This is a genomic window from Streptomyces sp. NPDC005408, from assembly GCF_040606445.1.
In the GTDB taxonomy this organism is placed as follows: Bacteria; Actinomycetota; Actinomycetes; order Streptomycetales; family Streptomycetaceae; genus Streptomyces.
Genome location: NZ_JBEXEX010000001.1, coordinates 144,585 through 161,979 on the forward strand (window position 1 = coordinate 144,585; position 17,395 = coordinate 161,979).

General features: G+C 70.9%; 14 protein-coding genes and 1 riboswitch. Of the genes, 9 read left to right on the top strand and 5 right to left on the bottom strand.

Annotated elements, in window-relative coordinates; genetic code table 11:
- Positions 1-174 precede the first annotated feature (174 nt).
- Entirely contained in the window at positions 175-849 is a 675-nt protein-coding gene (locus ABZS64_RS00670; RefSeq protein WP_355821570.1) for a TetR family transcriptional regulator, read from the top strand.
- Here the strand turns inward: ABZS64_RS00670 and ABZS64_RS00675 are convergent.
- From ABZS64_RS00675 to ABZS64_RS00685, 3 genes are all read right to left on the bottom strand, one after another.
- Positions 830-2,518 carry a D-glucuronyl C5-epimerase family protein gene (locus tag ABZS64_RS00675; protein ID WP_355821572.1) on the bottom strand — a complete coding sequence of 563 codons (1,689 nt, stop codon included), beginning with the start codon at positions 2,516-2,518 and terminating at the stop codon, positions 830-832. The two genes, ABZS64_RS00670 and ABZS64_RS00675, sit on opposite strands and share 20 nt — an antisense overlap.
- 208 nt (positions 2,519-2,726) lie before the next feature.
- Positions 2,727-2,960: a ferredoxin gene (locus ABZS64_RS00680; RefSeq protein ID WP_355821574.1), complete on the bottom strand. Its 234-nt coding sequence runs from the start codon at positions 2,958-2,960 to the stop codon at positions 2,727-2,729.
- The gene (locus tag ABZS64_RS00685) at positions 2,960-4,420 is read right to left on the bottom strand and encodes an aldehyde dehydrogenase (RefSeq protein ID WP_355821576.1); all 1,461 of its coding nucleotides are present in this window, start codon (positions 4,418-4,420) and stop codon (positions 2,960-2,962) included. Before ABZS64_RS00685 ends, ABZS64_RS00680 begins: the two co-directional genes overlap by 1 nt.
- A 264-nt stretch (positions 4,421-4,684) precedes the next feature.
- Here ABZS64_RS00685 and ABZS64_RS00690 point away from each other — a divergent pair, with 264 nt between their 5' ends.
- From ABZS64_RS00690 to ABZS64_RS00720, 7 genes are all read left to right on the top strand, one after another.
- A complete protein-coding gene (locus tag ABZS64_RS00690; protein ID WP_355821578.1) occupies positions 4,685-5,722 on the top strand; it encodes an MBL fold metallo-hydrolase in 1,038 nt (345 codons plus the stop codon).
- Positions 5,723-5,814: 92 nt separating this feature from the next.
- Positions 5,815-5,949, top strand: a riboswitch (cobalamin riboswitch).
- Positions 5,950-6,060: 111 nt separating this feature from the next.
- Positions 6,061-7,278: a prenyltransferase/squalene oxidase repeat-containing protein gene (locus tag ABZS64_RS00695; protein WP_355821580.1), complete on the top strand. Its 1,218-nt coding sequence runs from the start codon at positions 6,061-6,063 to the stop codon at positions 7,276-7,278.
- On the top strand, positions 7,278-7,907 hold the full coding sequence (locus ABZS64_RS00700; protein WP_355821583.1) for an SCO2322 family protein: 630 nt from the start codon (positions 7,278-7,280) through the stop codon (positions 7,905-7,907). The genes ABZS64_RS00695 and ABZS64_RS00700 overlap by 1 nt, the downstream gene beginning before the upstream one ends.
- Positions 7,904-9,139 carry an energy-coupling factor transporter transmembrane protein EcfT gene (locus ABZS64_RS00705; protein WP_355821585.1) on the top strand — a complete coding sequence of 412 codons (1,236 nt, stop codon included), beginning with the start codon at positions 7,904-7,906 and terminating at the stop codon, positions 9,137-9,139. The genes ABZS64_RS00700 and ABZS64_RS00705 overlap by 4 nt, the downstream gene beginning before the upstream one ends.
- On the top strand, positions 9,136-10,833 hold the full coding sequence (locus ABZS64_RS00710) for an ATP-binding cassette domain-containing protein (RefSeq protein WP_355821587.1): 1,698 nt from the start codon (positions 9,136-9,138) through the stop codon (positions 10,831-10,833). Before ABZS64_RS00705 ends, ABZS64_RS00710 begins: the two co-directional genes overlap by 4 nt.
- Positions 10,797-11,651, top strand: a complete 855-nt coding sequence (locus ABZS64_RS00715) for an ECF transporter S component (protein WP_355821589.1) — start codon at positions 10,797-10,799, stop codon at positions 11,649-11,651. Before ABZS64_RS00710 ends, ABZS64_RS00715 begins: the two co-directional genes overlap by 37 nt.
- A gap of 321 nt (positions 11,652-11,972) precedes the next feature.
- Positions 11,973-12,398 (top strand): transglycosylase SLT domain-containing protein, encoded by a 426-nt coding sequence (locus ABZS64_RS00720; protein WP_355821591.1) that lies wholly within the window; start codon positions 11,973-11,975, stop codon positions 12,396-12,398.
- Positions 12,399-12,482: 84 nt separating this feature from the next.
- Here the strand turns inward: ABZS64_RS00720 and ABZS64_RS00725 are convergent, their stop codons facing one another.
- Positions 12,483-13,652: a steroid 3-ketoacyl-CoA thiolase gene (locus ABZS64_RS00725; RefSeq protein WP_355821594.1), complete on the bottom strand. Its 1,170-nt coding sequence runs from the start codon at positions 13,650-13,652 to the stop codon at positions 12,483-12,485.
- A 265-nt stretch (positions 13,653-13,917) separates the two neighbouring features.
- Here ABZS64_RS00725 and ABZS64_RS00730 point away from each other — a divergent pair, with 265 nt between their 5' ends.
- Complete coding sequence (locus tag ABZS64_RS00730; protein ID WP_355821596.1) at positions 13,918-15,162, top strand: cytochrome P450; 1,245 nt, start codon at positions 13,918-13,920, stop codon at positions 15,160-15,162.
- Positions 15,163-15,357: 195 nt separating this feature from the next.
- On the opposite strand, the gene ABZS64_RS00735 is transcribed toward ABZS64_RS00730, so the two are convergent.
- Positions 15,358-17,334, bottom strand: a complete 1,977-nt coding sequence (locus ABZS64_RS00735; protein WP_355822085.1) for a bifunctional glycosyltransferase 87/phosphatase PAP2 family protein — start codon at positions 17,332-17,334, stop codon at positions 15,358-15,360.
- Positions 17,335-17,395 lie beyond the last annotated feature (61 nt).

The following is a 17,395-nucleotide window of genomic DNA, read 5'->3' on the forward strand; positions in this document are numbered from 1 at the left end:
TCGCCGGAGCGTAACCGCTCACGCTAATCTAGAACAAGTTTCAGACTTGATCGTTCAAGGAGCTTCGAATCTACCGGCAGGTAGCGCCGCTGTAAGGGCCGGATCAGGTGATTCGCGCCACGACGGGCACGCTGCCATGCTGTGCGATCCGGACTCGCGCATGGAACGGGACATATGACAGCGGAAGCCAAGTCGGCGGGGCCTGCGTCGGCGCCCCTGACAGAACGCCAGGAGGCGCGCCGCCGTCGCATCCTGCACGCCAGTGCGCAGCTGGCCAGCCGCGGCGGCTTCGACGCGGTGCAGATGCGCGAGGTCGCCGAGGCCGCAGGCGTCGCGCTGGGCACGCTCTACCGTTACTTCCCGTCCAAGATCCATCTGCTGGTCGCCACCATGCAGGACCAGCTCCAGCACATGCACACGACGCTGCGCAAACGCCCCCCGGCCGGTGACAGCGCGGCGGAACGGGTCTCCGAGACGCTGATGCGGGCCTTTCGCGCGTTGCAGCGCGAGCCGCATCTCGCGGACGCGATGGTGCGGGCGCTGACCTTCGCGGACCGCAGCGTCAGCCCCGAGGTGGACACGGTCTCGCGGCAGACGACGGCGATCATCCTGGACGCGATGGGCCTGGAGAACCCGACGCCGGAGCAGCTCTCAGCGGTCCGCGTGATCGAGCACACCTGGCACTCGGCGCTGATCACCTGGCTGTCGGGGCGTGCGTCGATCGCCCAGGTGAAGATCGACATCGAGACGGTCTGCCGCCTGATCGACCTGACGAGCGTGCCCGCCGCGGGACCCGCCGCGGGACGAGGGCCTGCTGCGGGACGAGAGGTCAGGCGCCGTCCAGCGTGATGTCCGCGGTGGCCACCCAGTAGCCGGTGAGAGCACCTGCGGTGATCCGGACCATGGCACGTCCGTTGATGAAGGCACGGCGGCCGAAGGGTGCGTTGGAGTTGTTGGCGAAGCGGACGGTCCTGGTGCTGGTGACGGTGCCGTCGGCGGCGAACTTGTAGCAGGTGACCGTGACGTTCGCGGGGAATGTCGCGGTGCGGTCCGGACGGTAGACCGTGGTGCAGTACTCCCCGCGCAGGTAGACCCTCGGGAAGCTCTCGGTGACCCACCAGCCCGCATACGCACCGGAGTTGATCCGGTAGCAGATCCCGCGCCCTCTGATGCGGCGGCGCACACTGGACGGCAACTGCGTGGCGCTGGAGAACGTCACGGTCCGCTGGGCCAGTTGTGCGTCGTTCCGGGGCTCGGACCAGCCGTAGCCCGGGGCGCCGAGCGTGTCGAACCGGTAGAGCGTGTGCGAGCCGGAGGCGAAGGCGATGACTCCGGACGTGACCGGCGGGGGAAAGTCGTCGAGGAGCTGGTCGTGCTGCCGGGCGATGGCGGTGCTGCCGGTCTGCCAGTGCGCCTGACGGAAGACATTGATGTGGTGCTGGTGGTAGGTCGGCGTCGGAATCCGGTGGGTGTTGCAGTAGTACGAGTACCAGCGGGGGTTACGGATCCGGGGGAAGTAGTCCCGGATCGTGGTGAGCCCACCGTCGTACAGCTGCTCCGCCAGCGGATTGCCGGTCGCTACGAAGTAGTCCCAGAGCCCGAACATGGCGAAGACCATGCCGTTGTAGGTGTAGTCCGACGTGCCCGGGGCGTCGATCGGATACACCTGGATCCACACGTATCCACCGGCATCCTGGTTCACCACCCACGGCTTGCCGTCGTTGGCGAGCAGCAGCGAGGCGAAGGCGCCGTCGGCAGCCGTCCTGTAGAGCGCGCGCTCCTGCGCCGTGATCCCGGCGAGCTGCGAGAGCTGGAGGAAGAGGCTGATCGCTTCACCCTGCGCCATTCCCGAGTACCAGGGCGCCTTGTAGGAGATACCGCTGTGGGTGCCGTGCGTGAAGTCGAACGGGTACGGGAAGTACCAGGCGCCGCGGGCCTCCACGCGCTTGTCGATCAGGCGGCCCGCCTGCGCCTTGGCGCGGGTGAGGAAGAGCGCCTTGCGCGTGGGGTCCGTCTCGGTGCGGTAGGAGGCCACGCAGCCGAGCCCGAACTGCGCCTGGGTGACCGGCTGGTCGTACCCTGCCGTGGTCCTGCTCTGCCGGTACTGGATGACGCCCTGGGCATCGAGGTAGGTGTTCTCGGTGTTCGGCGTGATGTCCGCCCACTTGACGGGGCGGTCACGCCACGGCCGCATGGCCTCGGGCAGGTCGGTCACGCACCGGAAGCCGGACGTCCTGAAGTCGAACGGCAGATCCTCCGGCACGGCTTCCCGGACGGCCTGCGGGTTCACCGGCCTGTCGGCGTACGGGATCACCGTGCCGGGGGCGGGCCTGCAGATCGTGCCCTCGGCCAGCTGCTCCGGCAGCGGCGGGAGCGGCAGCGGCACCGGCGGCTCGATGCCGCCCGGAGTCCCGGGCAGACTCAGCACGAGCGAGCGCGGCATGCCGTCCGCGACGGCGGGGGGCGCGCCGCTCCCCGCAAGGGCGACCCCGGCGAAGGTGCCGGCGGCGGCACGCATGAGTGCTCTGCGGCCAACGCCCGAACGCCTGTCTCCAGCCATGACTCAAACCCCCGTGATATAGGGCATATCGCCGAACGGGGGTGATCCTTGCACAGACCCGCCGTGCCGCCGTGGCGGCGTACGGCGAGTCCGCAAAGAAATAGCGCCGGGGGACTACCCCTCGGGACCAGTGCGCGGGATTACCGCGCAGGACTGGCGCACGGGACTACTCCTCGGGCGGGAAGACCGGCTCCCCGCTCTCCAGCAGCGTGATCGCGATCGCCTCGACCGGGCAGTTCTCGGCGGCCGCGAGAATGCGCTCATTCGCATCGGTGTCGTCGGCCCGCGGATGCGACTGCCGCCCCGAGTCGAGCTTGAAGCCGTCCGGGGCGTGCCCCACACACATCCCGGAGCCGATGCACACGCTCCGGTCGACCTCGACGTGCCAGCGGTCCCCCATCAGTTCTCCCCATATCCGGCGGGCAGGTGGATCATCTTGTGCTCCAGGTACTCGCCGTACCCCTCGGGCCCGAACTCCCGCCCCAGACCGGAGTTCTTGTAGCCGCCGAAGGGCCCGAGCATGTCGAGACTGAACGTATTGATGTTGTACGTCCCCGTCCTGACCTGCCGTGCGAAGTCGATACCGCGCTCGACGTCGGCCGTCCAGACGCTGCCGCTGAGCCCGTAGTCGGAGTCGTTCGCGATCTTCACGGCCTCGCTCTCGTCCCCGTACGGCAGCAGACAGATGACCGGTCCGAAGATCTCCTCGCGGGCGATACGCATGGAGTTGTCGACCCCGCCGAAGAGGGTCGGCTCGACGTACCAGCCCTGGTCGAGACCGGCCGGACGCCCGCCGCCGGTGAGGATCTTGGCGCCTTCCTCCTGGCCGATCCGGATGAAGTCGAGCGAACGCTGCTGCTGGCGCCGGGCCACCAGCGGCCCGACCTGGGTCGCCGGGTCGAGCGGATCGCCGACCACCAGCGCGGAGGCGGCGGCCGCGAAGGCCTCGGCGATCTCGTCGTAGCGGCTGCGCGGCGCGAGGATACGGGTCTGGGCCACGCACGCCTGCCCGTTGTTCATCCAGGCGGCGGGCACGATCCCGGCGACCGCCGACGCCAGATCCGCGTCCGGCAGGATGACGGCCGCCGACTTGCCGCCGAGCTCCAGAGTGACACGGGTGAGATTGCGCGAGGCGACCTCCATGACCCGCTTGCCCGCGGCGACGGACCCGGTGAAGGACACCTTGTCGATCCCGGGATGCCCGACCAGATACTCACTCACCTCGCGGTCCGCGGGCAGGATCGACAGAACGCCCTCCGGAAGCCCGGCCTCCCTGGCGATCTCGCCGAGGATGTACGAGTCGAGGGGCGACTCGGGCGAGGGCTTGAGCACGACGGTGCACCCGGCCAGCAGCGCGGGCCCCAGCTTGGCGGCGGCGGTGAACTGCGGCACGTTCCACGGCACAACGGCCGCCACAACCCCAACGGGCTCCCGCCGCACCAGAATCGGCCCGAGCACCCCGGCCCGCCGCTCCTCGTGCTCGTAGCCCCGCGCGACGGTGATGGCGGCGTCCCAGACCATCATCGCGCCGAGCGCCTGGGCAAGCACGCTCCAGGAATACGGGGAGCCGTTCTGCGAGCTGATGGACCGGGCGATCTCCTCGTGCCGTACGGCGATCGCGTCCTTGATCCGCGAAACGACGCCGATCCGCTCGTCCAGGCTCATACGCGGCCAGGGCCCATGGTCAAAGGCCTCGCGCGCGGCGGCCACGGCCCGGTCGACATCCGCGCGGGAGGCGTGCGGCACGCGCCCGATGACCTGCTCGGTGTGGGGCGAGACGACCTCGATGGCGTCCCCGCCGAGGGGATCGGCCAACTCCCCGCCGATGAACAGCTTTCCGTGTTCCACAAGCTCGGTCATGGCTGCTGCCTCCCGCTGCCCGGCGCTTTCTGACACTGTTTCAGAACTGATATCAGTTCTAGTTCAAGTAGTCCACGGCAGTGACCGAAGAGCCCCCGACCAGTGGTTTCCCCACCAGCCTCAGCCCGCCATCGGCGCGTTCGGCGGCTGGGCGGCCCAGTCCGGCCGACTCCCCATGAATAACGGTCGACTTGGGCGACTATTGGAACCAGTTCTAGTTATAGTTGGCCGATGGCCGTGCCGCCGAAGAGAGATGAGAGCCTCATGACGCAGGTGATCGACCACGGCGGTGGCGTCTGGTCCATCGAGGTGCCCATCCCGGACAATCCGCTCGGCCACACCCTCGTCCATCTGCTCGACACCGACCGCGGCGCCGTCCTCATCGACACCGGCTGGGACGATCCGGCCTCCTGGGACACGCTTGCCGCCGGGCTCGGGTCCGTCGGGGTCGCCGTCGCCGAGGTGCACGGCGTGGTCATCACCCACCATCACCCCGACCATCACGGTCTGTCCGGGAAGGTCCGCGAGGCGTCCGGTGCGTGGATTGCGATGCATGCCGCCGACAGCGCGGTGGTGCGGCGTACACGCGAGGCCGAACCCGGGCTCTGGCTCGACTACTTGGCCGGCAAGCTCACCAGAGCCGGGGCGCCCGAGGAGCACATCGCCCCGTTGCGTGAAGCCCGCGCATCGGGGCGGATGCGTACGTTGCCCGGGCTGCGCGCGGCAATGCCCGACCGGGAGATCGTGCCCGGTGAGCTGCTCGATCTGGCGGGGCGGCGGCTGCGGGCGATCTGGACGCCCGGGCATACACCCGGACATGTCTGTCTGCATCTGGAGGAGGATCATCCGGCGAACCGGCCCGGGAACGGCAGGCTGTTCTCGGGTGACCATCTGCTGCCCGAGATCACCCCGCACATCGGCCTGTACGAGGACCCGGACGACGCCACCGTCACCGACCCGCTGGGTGACTATCTCGATTCGCTGGAGCGCATCGGCCGCCTCGCCCCCGCGGAAGTGCTCCCGGCGCATCAGTACGCCTTCGCCGACGCCGCCTCCCGGGTACGGGAGTTGCTCGCCCACCACGAGGAGCGCCTCGCTGGTCTGCTCGCGCTGCTGGCCGAGCCGCTCACGCCGTGGCAGGTCGCCGAGCGGATGGAGTGGAACCGGCCCTGGGACCAGATTCCGTACGGATCACGGAACATCGCGGTCTCGGAGGCGGAGGCGCATCTGCGCAGGCTGGTGAAGCTGGGGAGGGCGGAGGTGCGGACGGACGGCGTCCCCACGTCGTACGTCGCAGTCTGACCTCGCCCGTCGCATCACACGCCCGGCGCTCCCTGCGAACGGCTTTCCGCGCGGCCGTGCGCCGGGGGATGCGCCCCTCAGGGTGCCGGTGACCGGCCGGTAGAGTGTGCGAGTCGTCATCACACCCGTACGGGGGGAAGCCGGTGCAAATCCGGCACTGACCCGCAGCCGTGAGCCGCCGTCGCAGGCGGTGAGTCGGAATGCCCCGTGCACCGGTGTGACCGGCTCGTGCCACCGGCAGCCCGCCGCGTGGCCGGCACCGTCGAGGTATACGGAGCCGGAGCCTGGTACCTGAGCGTGCCTGCGTCCGGCTCCCCAGTGGAGAGGCACCGCCCGCCATGACCGTTCGCCGCAGCGCAGCCGCGCTCGCCGCATCCGCCGTGCTCTGCGTGGCCGCCGCCCCTGCTGCCTTCGCGGCGCCCACCCCGTCGCCGACGCCGTCCGCCGTGCAGCCGTCCGGCCTGTACGGCACGGGCGACCCGACCTACGACGGCGTCTGGCGGCAGTCCCTCGCCCTGCTCGCGCAGGACACGGTGGGCGTGAAGCCCGCGGCGAAGGCGGTCGACTGGCTGGCCGGGCAGCAGTGCGACGGCGGGGCCTTCCCCTCGTACCGCGCGGACGCGGCCAAGCCGTGCGACGCCAAGCTGCCGCTGGACTCCAACGCCACCGCCGCCGCGGTGCAGGCGCTCGCCGCGCTCGGCGGTCAGGACGCCGCCGTGAAGAAGTCGGTGGGCTGGCTGAAGTCCGTACAGAACGCGGACGGCGGCTGGAGCTACAACCCCGGCGGGGCCAGCGACGCCAACTCCACGTCGATCGTGATCGGCGCCCTCGCCGCGGCGGGCGAGAAGCCGGACGGCGTGAAGTCGAAGGGCGGCAAGACGCCGTACGACGCGCTGCTGACGTTCGCGCAGCCGTGCGGCGGGAAGAACAGCGGGGCGTTCGTCTACCAGCCGAAGCAGCCGGGGATCGTCGCGGACTCGACCTCGGCAGCGGTGCTCGGGGCGCACGGCAAGGAGCTTGTGGCGACCGCCGGAGCCAAGGACACGAAGGGCGCGGCCTGCGAGAAGGCGACGACGGTCGAGGGCGCGGCGCACAACGGCGCGGCGTTCCTCGCGACGGCGCTCGCCAAGACCGGTCATCTGGACACGCCCCCGATGCCGGGCGCAACCGACCCGAAGCCGCAGCCGGACTTCGGGAACACCGCCGACGCGGTCGTGGCGCTCAGCGCGCAGGGCCTGGGCGACCAGGCGAAGAAGCCGCTGGAGTGGCTGGAGCAGAACTCCGCGGCGTGGGCGAAGGGCGCGGGCCCGGCGGCGTACGCCCAGCTGATCTTCGCGGCGCATGCGGCCGGGGCCGACCCGAAGACCTTCGGGGGTACGGACCTGGTGGCGGGCCTGAACGCGACGGGCCCTGCGCCGGAGAAGGCGACGCAGAAGGCAGCCGCGGAAAACGACTCCGACTCGGGTGACGGAGTGTGGTGGATGGTTGCCCTCTTCGCCGCGAGTGCGGGCGTGGGCATCCTGATCAGCGGCCGCCGGAAGAACCAGCAGCGCTGATGCGTACGCGACTTCTCTCGCTGGCCCTCGCGCTCGGCGCCGCGCCGGCGTTGCTGGGTGCGGGGCCGGCGCAGGCGGCCGGTTACCGCTACTGGTCGTTCTGGCAGAGCAGTGGCGCTGCGTGGACGTACGCCACAGAGGGCCCGGCGACCGCGAGGCCCGAGGACGGTGCGGTGAACGGCTTCCGCTTCTCGGTGAGCGCGGACAGTGCGGACTCGGCGCAGCCGCGCAGGGCGCCGGACTTCAAGGCGATCTGCGCCGGTACGCCCCCGAAGGCGGACGCCAAGAGGATCGCCCTGGTCATCGACTCCGGCACCCCGGCCGACGCCCCGTCGGGCGAGACGCCGCCCGCGCTGCGCGTGGTGTGCGCGCAGGTCCCGAAGGAGGCGACGAGCGCGGAGGCACTGGCGTCGATGGCGAAGCCGCTGCGCTACAACAGCCAGGCGCTGCTGTGCGCGATCTCCGGTTACCCGAAGTCGGGTTGCGGCGAGCAGGTCGCCGCGTCCGAGCCGAAGCGCTCCACCGGGAGCGAGGACGGCGGCGGCCCGTCGCTCGGCATCATCGCGGGCATCGCGGCGGTGCTCGCGCTGGGCGCGGCGGCGCTCTGGCAGTCCCGCCGCAGGCGATGACGACGAACCGCGGCCTGCGGCCGGGCCCGGCCTTCCGGTGGGCGCTGCCCGGCCAGGGGGTGTTGACCGCTGCTGCCCGGTGGACGGCCTCGTGTACCGGCCCCCGCACCGCGGACGCCAAGGCCCGGCGGCTCAGGCTGCGCGCGCCCGAAGCAAGCCGCAGCAACGCGCTGCACGCCGGGGCATGGTGGCTGTGGGCACTCGGGCTCGCCATTGCTGCCTCCAGGACCACCAATCCACTCCTCCTCGGCCTCATCGTCGGCGTCGCCGGGTACGTCGTCGCCGCGCGCCGTACCGACGCCCCCTGGGCCCGGTCCTACGGAGCCTTCGTCAAGCTCGGGCTCGTCGTCATCGGGATCCGCGTCCTCTTCTCCGTCGTCCTCGGGTCACCCATCCCCGGTACGCACACGCTCCTCACCCTCCCCGAAGTCCCCCTCCCCGACTGGGCGCGCGGCATCCGTATCGGCGGCCGGGTCTCCGCCGAGCAGCTGGTCTTCGCGCTGTACGACGGGGCGAAGCTCGCCACCCTCCTCATCTGCGTCGGCGCCGCCAACGCCCTCGCCAACCCCGCGCGCCTCCTCAAGTCCCTCCCGGGCGCCCTGTACGAGGCCGGTGTCGCCGTCGTCGTCGCCATGACCTTCGCGCCGAACATGGTCGCCGACGTCGTGCGCCTGCGTACCGCCCGCCGGCTGCGCGGCCGCCCCACCGGCGGGATCAAGGCGCTCGTCCAGATCGGGCTGCCCGTTCTGGAGGGCGCGCTGGAGCGCTCCGTCGCCGTCGCCGCGTCGATGGACGCGCGCGGATACGGGCGCACCGCCCACGTGCCGCCCGCCGTACGGCACACCACGACCGTCCTCACCCTCGGCGGGCTGCTCGGCGTCTGCGCAGGGTCGTACGGACTACTGGCCGCCGCGGGCGCCTCGTACGGGCTGCCCTTCCTCGTCGCCGGGCTGATCGCCGCCCTCGCGGGTCTTCGCCTCGGCGGGCGCCGCTCCGTGCGCACCCGCTACCGCCCCGACCACTGGGGCCTGCGGGCCTGGCTCGTCGCGGGCTCCGGCGCGGCGGTCGCGGCCCTGATGATCTGGGCGAACGCGTACGACCCCGAGGCCCTGCACCCCGGCGTCGTACCGCTGACCGCGCCCACACTTCCCCTCTGGCCCGCGGCAAGCGTCCTCATCGGCCTGCTGCCCGCCTTCGTCGCCCCCGTCCACGCTTCGCAGGAGAAACCGTGATCCGCTTCGAAGACGTGTCGGTGACCTACGGCGACGCGGACGCGCCCGCGATCCGCGGCGTCGATCTGACCGTCCCCGAGGGCGAGTTGGTGCTGCTGGTCGGCCCGTCGGGCGTCGGCAAGTCGACCCTGCTCGGCGCCGTGTCCGGGCTCGTCCCGCACTTCACCGGCGGCACCCTGCGCGGGCGCGTCACCGTCGGCGGCCGCGACACCCGCACCCACAAGCCCCGCGAACTCGCAGACCTCGTCGGCACGGTGGGCCAGGACCCGCTCGCGCACTTCGTCACCGACACGGTCGAGGACGAGCTGGCGTACGGGATGGAGTCGCTCGGCCTCGCGCCGGAGGTGATGCGCCGCCGTGTCGAGGAGACGCTGGACCTGCTCGGCCTGGCCGAGCTGCGCGACCGGCCGATCGCGACGCTCTCCGGCGGTCAGCAGCAGCGGGTCGCGATCGGCTCGGTGCTGACCCCGCACCCCAAGGTGCTGATCCTCGACGAGCCGACGTCGGCGCTGGACCCTGCGGCGGCGGAGGAGGTGCTGGCGGTGCTGCAGCGGCTCGTCCACGACCTCGGTACGACCGTGCTGATGGCCGAGCACCGGCTGGAGCGGGTGGTCCAGTATGCGGACCAGGTCATCCTGCTGCCCGGGCCCGGCGCGGTCCCGGTGGTCGGGGCGCCCGCCGGGATCATGGCCGTCTCCCCCGTCCACCCCCCGGTCGTGGCGCTGGGGCGGCTGGCGGGGTGGGACCCGCTGCCACTGTCGGTACGGGATGCGAGGCGCAGGGCCGGTGGCTTGCGGGGGCGCCTGGCGGGTTCTTTCCCCCACCCCGCCCCTCCCCATAACTGGGGCTCCGCCCCAGACCCCGCCGGGGCTCCGCCCCGGACCCCGTTCCTCAAACGCCGGAGGGGCTGGATCTCGCGGACCGCGACCGAGGAGACCCGCACCGGACCGCTCGCCGAGGTCACCGCCCTCGCCGTCCGGCATGACCGCGTCGAAGCACTCCGTGACGTCACTCTCACCGTCGCCCCCGGCGAGGCCATCGCCCTCATGGGGCGCAACGGCGCGGGGAAGTCCACCCTCCTCGCCGCCCTCGTCGGGATGATCGAGCCCACCTCCGGCACCGTCCTGGTCGGCGGGCACACCCCCCACCGCACCCACCCGCGCGAGATGGTCCGCCGGGTCGGGCTCGTGCCGCAGGAGCCTCGGGATCTGCTGTACGCGGACACCGTGGCCGCCGAGTGCGCGGCGGCCGACGCCGACGCGGGCGTCTCCCCCGGCAGCTGCCGCGCCCTGGTCGGCGAGCTGCTGCCCGGTGTGGCGGACGCCACCCATCCCCGCGATCTGTCCGAGGGGCAGCGCCTCGCGCTCGCGCTGGCCGTCGTGCTGACCGGGCGGCCCCCGCTGCTGCTGCTCGACGAGCCGACCCGCGGCCTGGACTACGCGGCGAAGGCCCGGCTCGTCGCCGTACTGAAGGGCCTCGCCGCCGAGGGGCACGCCATCGTCCTGGCCACGCACGACGTGGAACTGGCCGCCGAGCTCGCGCACCGCGTGGTCATCCTGGCCGACGGCGAGGTCGTCGCGGACGGCCCGACCGCCGAGGTCGTGGTCTCGTCCCCCGCCTTCGCGCCCCAGGTCGCCAAGATCCTGGCCCCGCAGCCGTGGCTCACCGTGACCCAGGTCCGGGAGGCCCTGTGAGCGCCCGCCCGGTCAGGCTGGGCCCCCGCGCCATCGCCGCCCTCGCGCTCATCAGCGGGACCGGCGTGATCGCCTTCGGCTGGCCGCTGCTCGCCGACGCGGCCTCCGGGCTCGCCCACTCCGCCGACGCCCCGTGGCTCTTCGCCGCGCTGCTGCCGCTTCTCGTCGCCGTCGTCGTTGCGACGATCGCCGACAGCGGCATGGACGCCAAGGCGGTGGCGATGCTCGGCGTACTGGCCGCGGTGGGTGCCGCGCTGCGCCCCCTCGGCGCGGGTACCGCGGGCCTGGAGCCCATGTTCTTCCTGATGGTGCTGAGCGGCCGGGTCCTCGGCCCGGGCTTCGGCTTCGTACTCGGCTCGGTCACGATGTTCGCGTCCGCCCTGCTCACGGGCGGTGTCGGCCCCTGGATGCCGTTCCAGATGCTGTCGATGGGCTGGTTCACGATGGGCGCCGGGCTCCTGCCGGGCGCGGACCGCCTGCGCGGCCGCGCGGAACTGCTGATGCTCGGGGTCTACGGAGCCGTCGCCGCGTTCGCGTACGGCACGGTCATGAACCTGCAGGGCTGGACGTACATCGGCGGCCTCTCCTCCGGTGTCTCCTTCCATCCCGGCGATCCCGTGCACGAGAACCTGGTCCGCTTCCTGGCCTACTGCGCGGCGACCTCCTTCGGCTGGGACCTGGGGCGCGCCGCGCTCACCGTCGTACTGACCCTCACCATCGGCTCCACCGTCCTCAAGGCGCTGCGCCGTGCCACACGACGCGCAAACTTCGAGGCGCAGGTCACATTTCAGGCCCCTGGGAGGGTCCCTCCGGGGTGAGGCGCCCCACAGGACCTTGGTCCCGTACTAAGCGGAATAGGAGCCGTCCGACACTCCGGACAAACCCTCCCATTGTCTGCGCGACCTGCACGAATGCGTCTCGTCAAGACCCCCGGGCATTTCGCCCCTGGTGCGATCTCCACTAGTAACAACGCTCGTTGCCACGGCCTGTTCGGCTCGCTACAACTGTTCACGTCGCAAGGCGCAGCCAGTGCTCGTCGCAGAGCAGCAAGCGCCACTCAGGCGGCCGGAATCCCTCTCGTACGTACGAGAGTCCGGCACGCCCGGGCGACCGCCCTGTTCCCGACGTTAGGACTCTCTGTGTCCCGCTCGATCATCCGCCGCATCGCCAACCGTCCGAAGACCGCCCTGGTCGGCTCCGCCCTCGTGGTGAGCTCCGCCGCCATGGTGCTGGGCGCCAACCCGGCCTCGGCCGCTGCCGCCCCCACCGCTCAGACGGGGTCCGCGAAGGTGATCGCCCAGCAGATGATCAAGGACGACGCTCAGTTCCAGTGCTTCAGCAACATCGTGTCGCACGAGAGCGGCTGGGACGCCGGCGCTTCCAACCCGTCCTCCGGTGCGTACGGCCTGGTCCAGGCGCTGCCGGGCAGCAAGATGGCCTCGGCCGGTGCGGACTGGAAGACCAACCCCAAGACGCAGATCAAGTGGGGCCTGGACTACATGAACAGCCGCTACGGCAGCCCGTGTGGCGCCTGGTCCTCGTGGCAGGCCCAGGGCTGGTACTGATCCAGCCCGACACCCTTCGGGTGCGTACTCGATCGCCGGACGGGCTCCATGTGGAGCCCGTCCGGCGATCGGGCGTTTCCCGGTCTACAGCCGCTGAATGATCGTGCCCGTCGCCAGTGCACCCCCCGCGCACATCGTGATCAGCGCGAACTCCTTGTCCCTGCGCTCCAGTTCATGCAGAGCCGTCGTGATCAGCCGCGCCCCCGTGGCCCCCACCGGGTGCCCGATCGCGATCCCGCCGCCGTTGACGTTGACCTTCTCCAGGTCCTGCTCGAAGACCTGCGCCCAGCTCAGTACCACTGACGCGAACGCCTCGTTGACCTCCACGAGGTCGATGTCCCTGAGCGACATCCCCGCCTTGCCCAGCACCGCCCGTGTCGCGTCGATCGGGCCGTCGAGGTGGTAGTGCGGGTCCGCCCCGACCAGCGCCTGGGCGACGATCCGCGCGCGGGGCTTCAGCTTCAGCGCACGGGCCATCCGCTTGGACGCCCACATGATCGCCGCGGCGCCGTCCGAGATCTGTGAGGAGTTGCCCGCCGTGTGCACGGCGGTCGGCATGACCGGCTTCAGCCTGGCCAGCGCCTCCATGCTGGTGTCGCGCAGCCCCTCGTCGCGGTCGACGAGCCGCCACATGCCCTGGCCCGCGGCCTGTTCCTCCTCCGTCGTGGGCACCTGCACGGCGAACGTCTCGCGCTTGAAGCGCTCCTCGGCCCAGGCGACTGCGGCCCGCTCCTGCGACAACAGCCCCAGGGAGTCGACCCGTTCGCGGGTGAGCCCGCGATGGCGCGCGATGCGCTCGGCGGCCTCGAACTGGTTCGGCAGATCGACGTTCCACTCGTCGGGGAAGGGCTTTCCGGGCCCGTGCTTGGACCCGGATCCCAGCGGCACGCGCGACATCGCCTCGACACCGCAGCTGATGCCGATGTCGATGACCCCGGCCGAGATCATGTTGCCGACCATATGACTGGCCTGCTGCGAGGATCCGCACTGGCAGTCCACGGTCGTGGCCGCGGTCTCGTACGGAAGCCCCATCGCCAGCCAGGCGTTGCGCGCGGGGTTCATGGACTGTTCGCCGGCGTGGGTGACGGTGCCGCCCACCACCTGCTCGACGCAGTCGGCGTGGATGCCGGTGCGGCCGAGTAGTTCGCGGTAGGTCTCGCCCAGAAGGTAGGCGGGATGGAGGTTGGCGAGCGCGCCTCCGCGCTTGCCGATCGGTGTGCGTACTGCTTCGACGATGACGGGTTCCGCGGCCATGAGCTCGTCCTCTCCTCACACAGCCGCTGGGCGTCCCGGCGCCTCGCAGCTGGAACTAGTACGCGTTCTAGTTCTCAGTGCAGTCTTATGAGAGTTACCCCCGGTACGCAAGACTCTTGCACGCCTCTGCTGCACCCGCCGGACGCAACAGATCCCGCCACGACCCTTGCCACTTGTAGAACTCGTTACTACCTTTCGGTCAACTTCTGATGGGTCGTCAGACAAATCCGTGTCACCGACACCGCCGCCAGACCTGGAGTTGCCGATGTCCTGCCCCCATCTGCCCGAAGGTTTCGACTTCACCGATCCCGATCTCCTCCAAGCCCGTATCCCGCACCCGGAGTTCGCCGAGATGCGGCAGACCGCCCCGGTCTGGTGGTGCGCGCAGCCGGCCGGTATCTCCGGTTTCCAGGACGAGGGCTACTGGGTCGTTACCCGGCACGCCGACGTCAAGCACGTCTCCACACACCCCGAACTGTTCTCCTCCAACACCAACACCGCCGTCATCCGCTTCAACGAGTCGATCAGCCGCGACCAGATCGAAGTCCAGAAGCTGATCATGCTCAACATGGACCCGCCGGAGCACACCCGCGTACGCCAGATCGTCCAGCGCGGCTTCACCCCGCGGGCGGTCCGGTCCCTGGAACAGGCCCTTCGCTCCCGCGCGCGCAGCATCGTCGAGACCGCGCTGGCAGGCGCGAAGGACGACGGCACCTTCGACTTCGTCACCAACATCGCCGTCGAGCTCCCGCTCCAGGCGATCGCCGAACTCATCGGCGTACCGCAGGAAGACCGCGCCAAGATCTTCGACTGGTCCAACAAGATGGCGGCGTACGACGATCCCGAGTACGCCATCACCGAAGAGATCGGCGCCGAGGCGGCGATGGAGATCGTCTCGTACTCGATGAACCTCGCCGCGGCCCGTAAGGAGTGTCCGGCCAAGGACATCGTCAGCCAGCTGGTCGCAGCGGAGGACGAAGGCAACCTGTCCAACGACGAGTTCGGCTTCTTCGTGATCCTGCTGGCCGTGGCGGGCAATGAGACGACGCGCAATGCCATCAGCCACGGCATGCACGCCTTCCTCACTCACCCCGAACAGTGGGAGATCTACAAGCGCGAACGCCCGGAGACCACAGCCGAGGAGATCGTGCGCTGGGCGACGCCCGTCGTCTCCTTCCAGCGCACCGCCACCCAGGATCTCGAACTGGGCGGTCACCAGATCAAGAAGGGCGACCGGGTCGGGCTCTTCTACTCCTCGGCCAATAACGACCCCGAAGTCTTCGATGCACCCGGGCAGTTCGACATCACCCGCGACCCGAACCCGCACCTCGGCTTCGGCGGCGGAGGCCCGCACTTCTGCCTCGGCAAGTCACTCGCCGTCATGGAGATCAACCTGATCTTCAACGCGATAGCGGACGTTCTGCCCGATCTCCGCCTGGCGGGCGACCCCCGCCGACTGCGCTCGGCCTGGCTCAACGGCATCAAGGAGCTCCAGGTCAGCCACGGCTGACGAGCCGAGCCGTGGGAGGCAGGGGCTCCGACCCCCACGCCCCGCCCCTGCCTCCCGCCGGGACGTCCACCAGCCCGTCCGTCCGCCAAGTGGCGGAACCGGCGCCGGGGGCGGATCCTGACAAGAACGCGACGATCCACCCCAGGGGGTGCGGGACTTCCCGTACTCCCTGGGGCCACGCGTGTTCGCGTCGTGTTACTTCGGCGCGGCCGCGACCGGCTCTTCCGCCTGCGCGGCGGCGCCTGCCCTCGCGTGCGGCAGCGCGCCTCCCGGCAGCCTCAGCTGCCGCCGCCCGGCCAGCAGATACGTCAGGCCGAAGCCCGCGCCGACGACGGCCGCACCGCCCGCCGCGTCCAGAACCCAGTGGTTCGCCGTGGCCACGATCGCGCAGACCGTGAACAGCGGGTGGAGCAGGCCGAGCAGCTTCATCCACAGCTTGGGCGCGAGGACGACGATGACCAGCCCGCACCACAGGGACCAGCCGAAGTGCAGCGAGGGCATCGCCGCGTACTGGTTGGTGACCGCGGTCATCGCGCCGTAGTCCGGGTTGGCGAGGTCCTGCGGGCCGTGCACCGTGTCGATGAACTCCATGCCGGGCATCAGACGCGGCGGGGCCAGCGGGTAGAGCCAGAAGCCGAGCAGCGCGAGGAGCGTGGCGAAGGCGAGGGAGGCGCGCGCCCAGCGGTAGTCGGCGGGGCGGCGGACGTACAGGACACCGAGGATCGTCAGCGGCACCACGAAGTGGAAGGACGTGTAGTAGAAGTTGAAGAAGGCCTTGGCCCACTCCGCCTTCAGTACCGCATGGTTGACCCACTGCTCGATGTCGATGCCGAGCGCCTGCTCGATGGCGACGATCTGCCGGCCGTGCTCCTCGGCAGCGGCGACACCGCCGGTCGCGGCGGCGCGGATGTGCGAGTAGGCGGAGTAGCCGACCCGGATCACCAGGAGTTCGAGCAGCAGGTTGGGGCGGCTGATCACGCGCCGCCAGTAGGGCAGCAGCGGCACCCGGCTCCAGCGGGCCGGGGCTGGGATCGCGTACCGCGTCGGGACGGGCCGGCGGAAGTACGGCGAGGTGCGCGGCAGGAAGGGCACCGCGCAGGCCGCGGCGACGGCGGCGATCAGCAGGACGTTGTCGCGTACGGGATAGAGCACAGCCACGTTGGGCACCAGCATCTTCCCGGGCAGCGTCATCGCCAGGATGATCAGGACCGGCCACAGCATGCGGTCGGAGGCGCGCTTGCCGACGCGGCCGACGACCGCGAGGAGCACCCACAGGAGCTGGTGCTGCCAGGCGGTGGGTGAGACGGCGACGGCCACGCAGCCGGTGAGGGCGACGGCGAGAAGGAGCTGGCCGTCCTGGGCGTAGCGGACGGCGCGGCGCAGGCCGAAGTAGCAGACGGCGGCGGCGAGCGCGACGTAGAGGGCGATCTCCAGCGGGCCCTGGAGGCCGGAGCGGAGCAGCGCTCCGTGGAGGGACTGGTTGGCGAGGCTGTCCGGGCGGGCACCGAGCCCGGCGCCCGCGACATGGTGCACCCAGTACGTCCAGGAGTCGCTGGGCAGCGCGGCCCAGGCGAGCGCCGAGCAGGCGGCGAACGTGCCCGCAGAGGTGACGGCGGCGCGTCTGCGCCCGGTGAACCAGAGCAGGGGCGCGAAGAGCAGCACGGTGGGCTGCAGGGCCGCGCCGACACCGATCAGTACGCCGGAAGATCTCTCGCCGCGGGCGGCGAAACAGCCGAGCAGGACGAGCAGGACCGGGATTATGCTGGTCTGCCCGAGGTAGAAGCTGTTGCGCACGGGCAGCGACAGCATCAGCAGGCTGATGGCGATGGGCGCTGCGAGCAGGCCGCTGCGGCGCGAGACCGGGCCGGGCAGGGCGCGGGCGACGACCAGGCCGAGGCCGACGACCAGCAGGAGTGTGCCGAAGGTCCAGGCGACGCCGAGGCTCTGCTCGGCGGAGCGGGCGAGTGGTTTGAGCACCAGTCCGGCGAAGGGCGTACCGGTGAACTTGTCGGCGTCGTAGAGCGAGCCCTTCACATGCAGGACGCCGTTCTCGCCGATCCAGGTCTCCAGGTCGGTGAGCCGCTCACCGGGTGGCTGCCGGAGCACCGCTGCCGTCTGCCGTATCGCGAGTACGGCGGCTACGAGCCACAGGGCGGCCCTGGCCGCGCCCATCCTCGAGTCCGTCGTTGCACTCCCGCTCACGCTGTGCTCCGCGTTCGCCACGTCGCGCCGA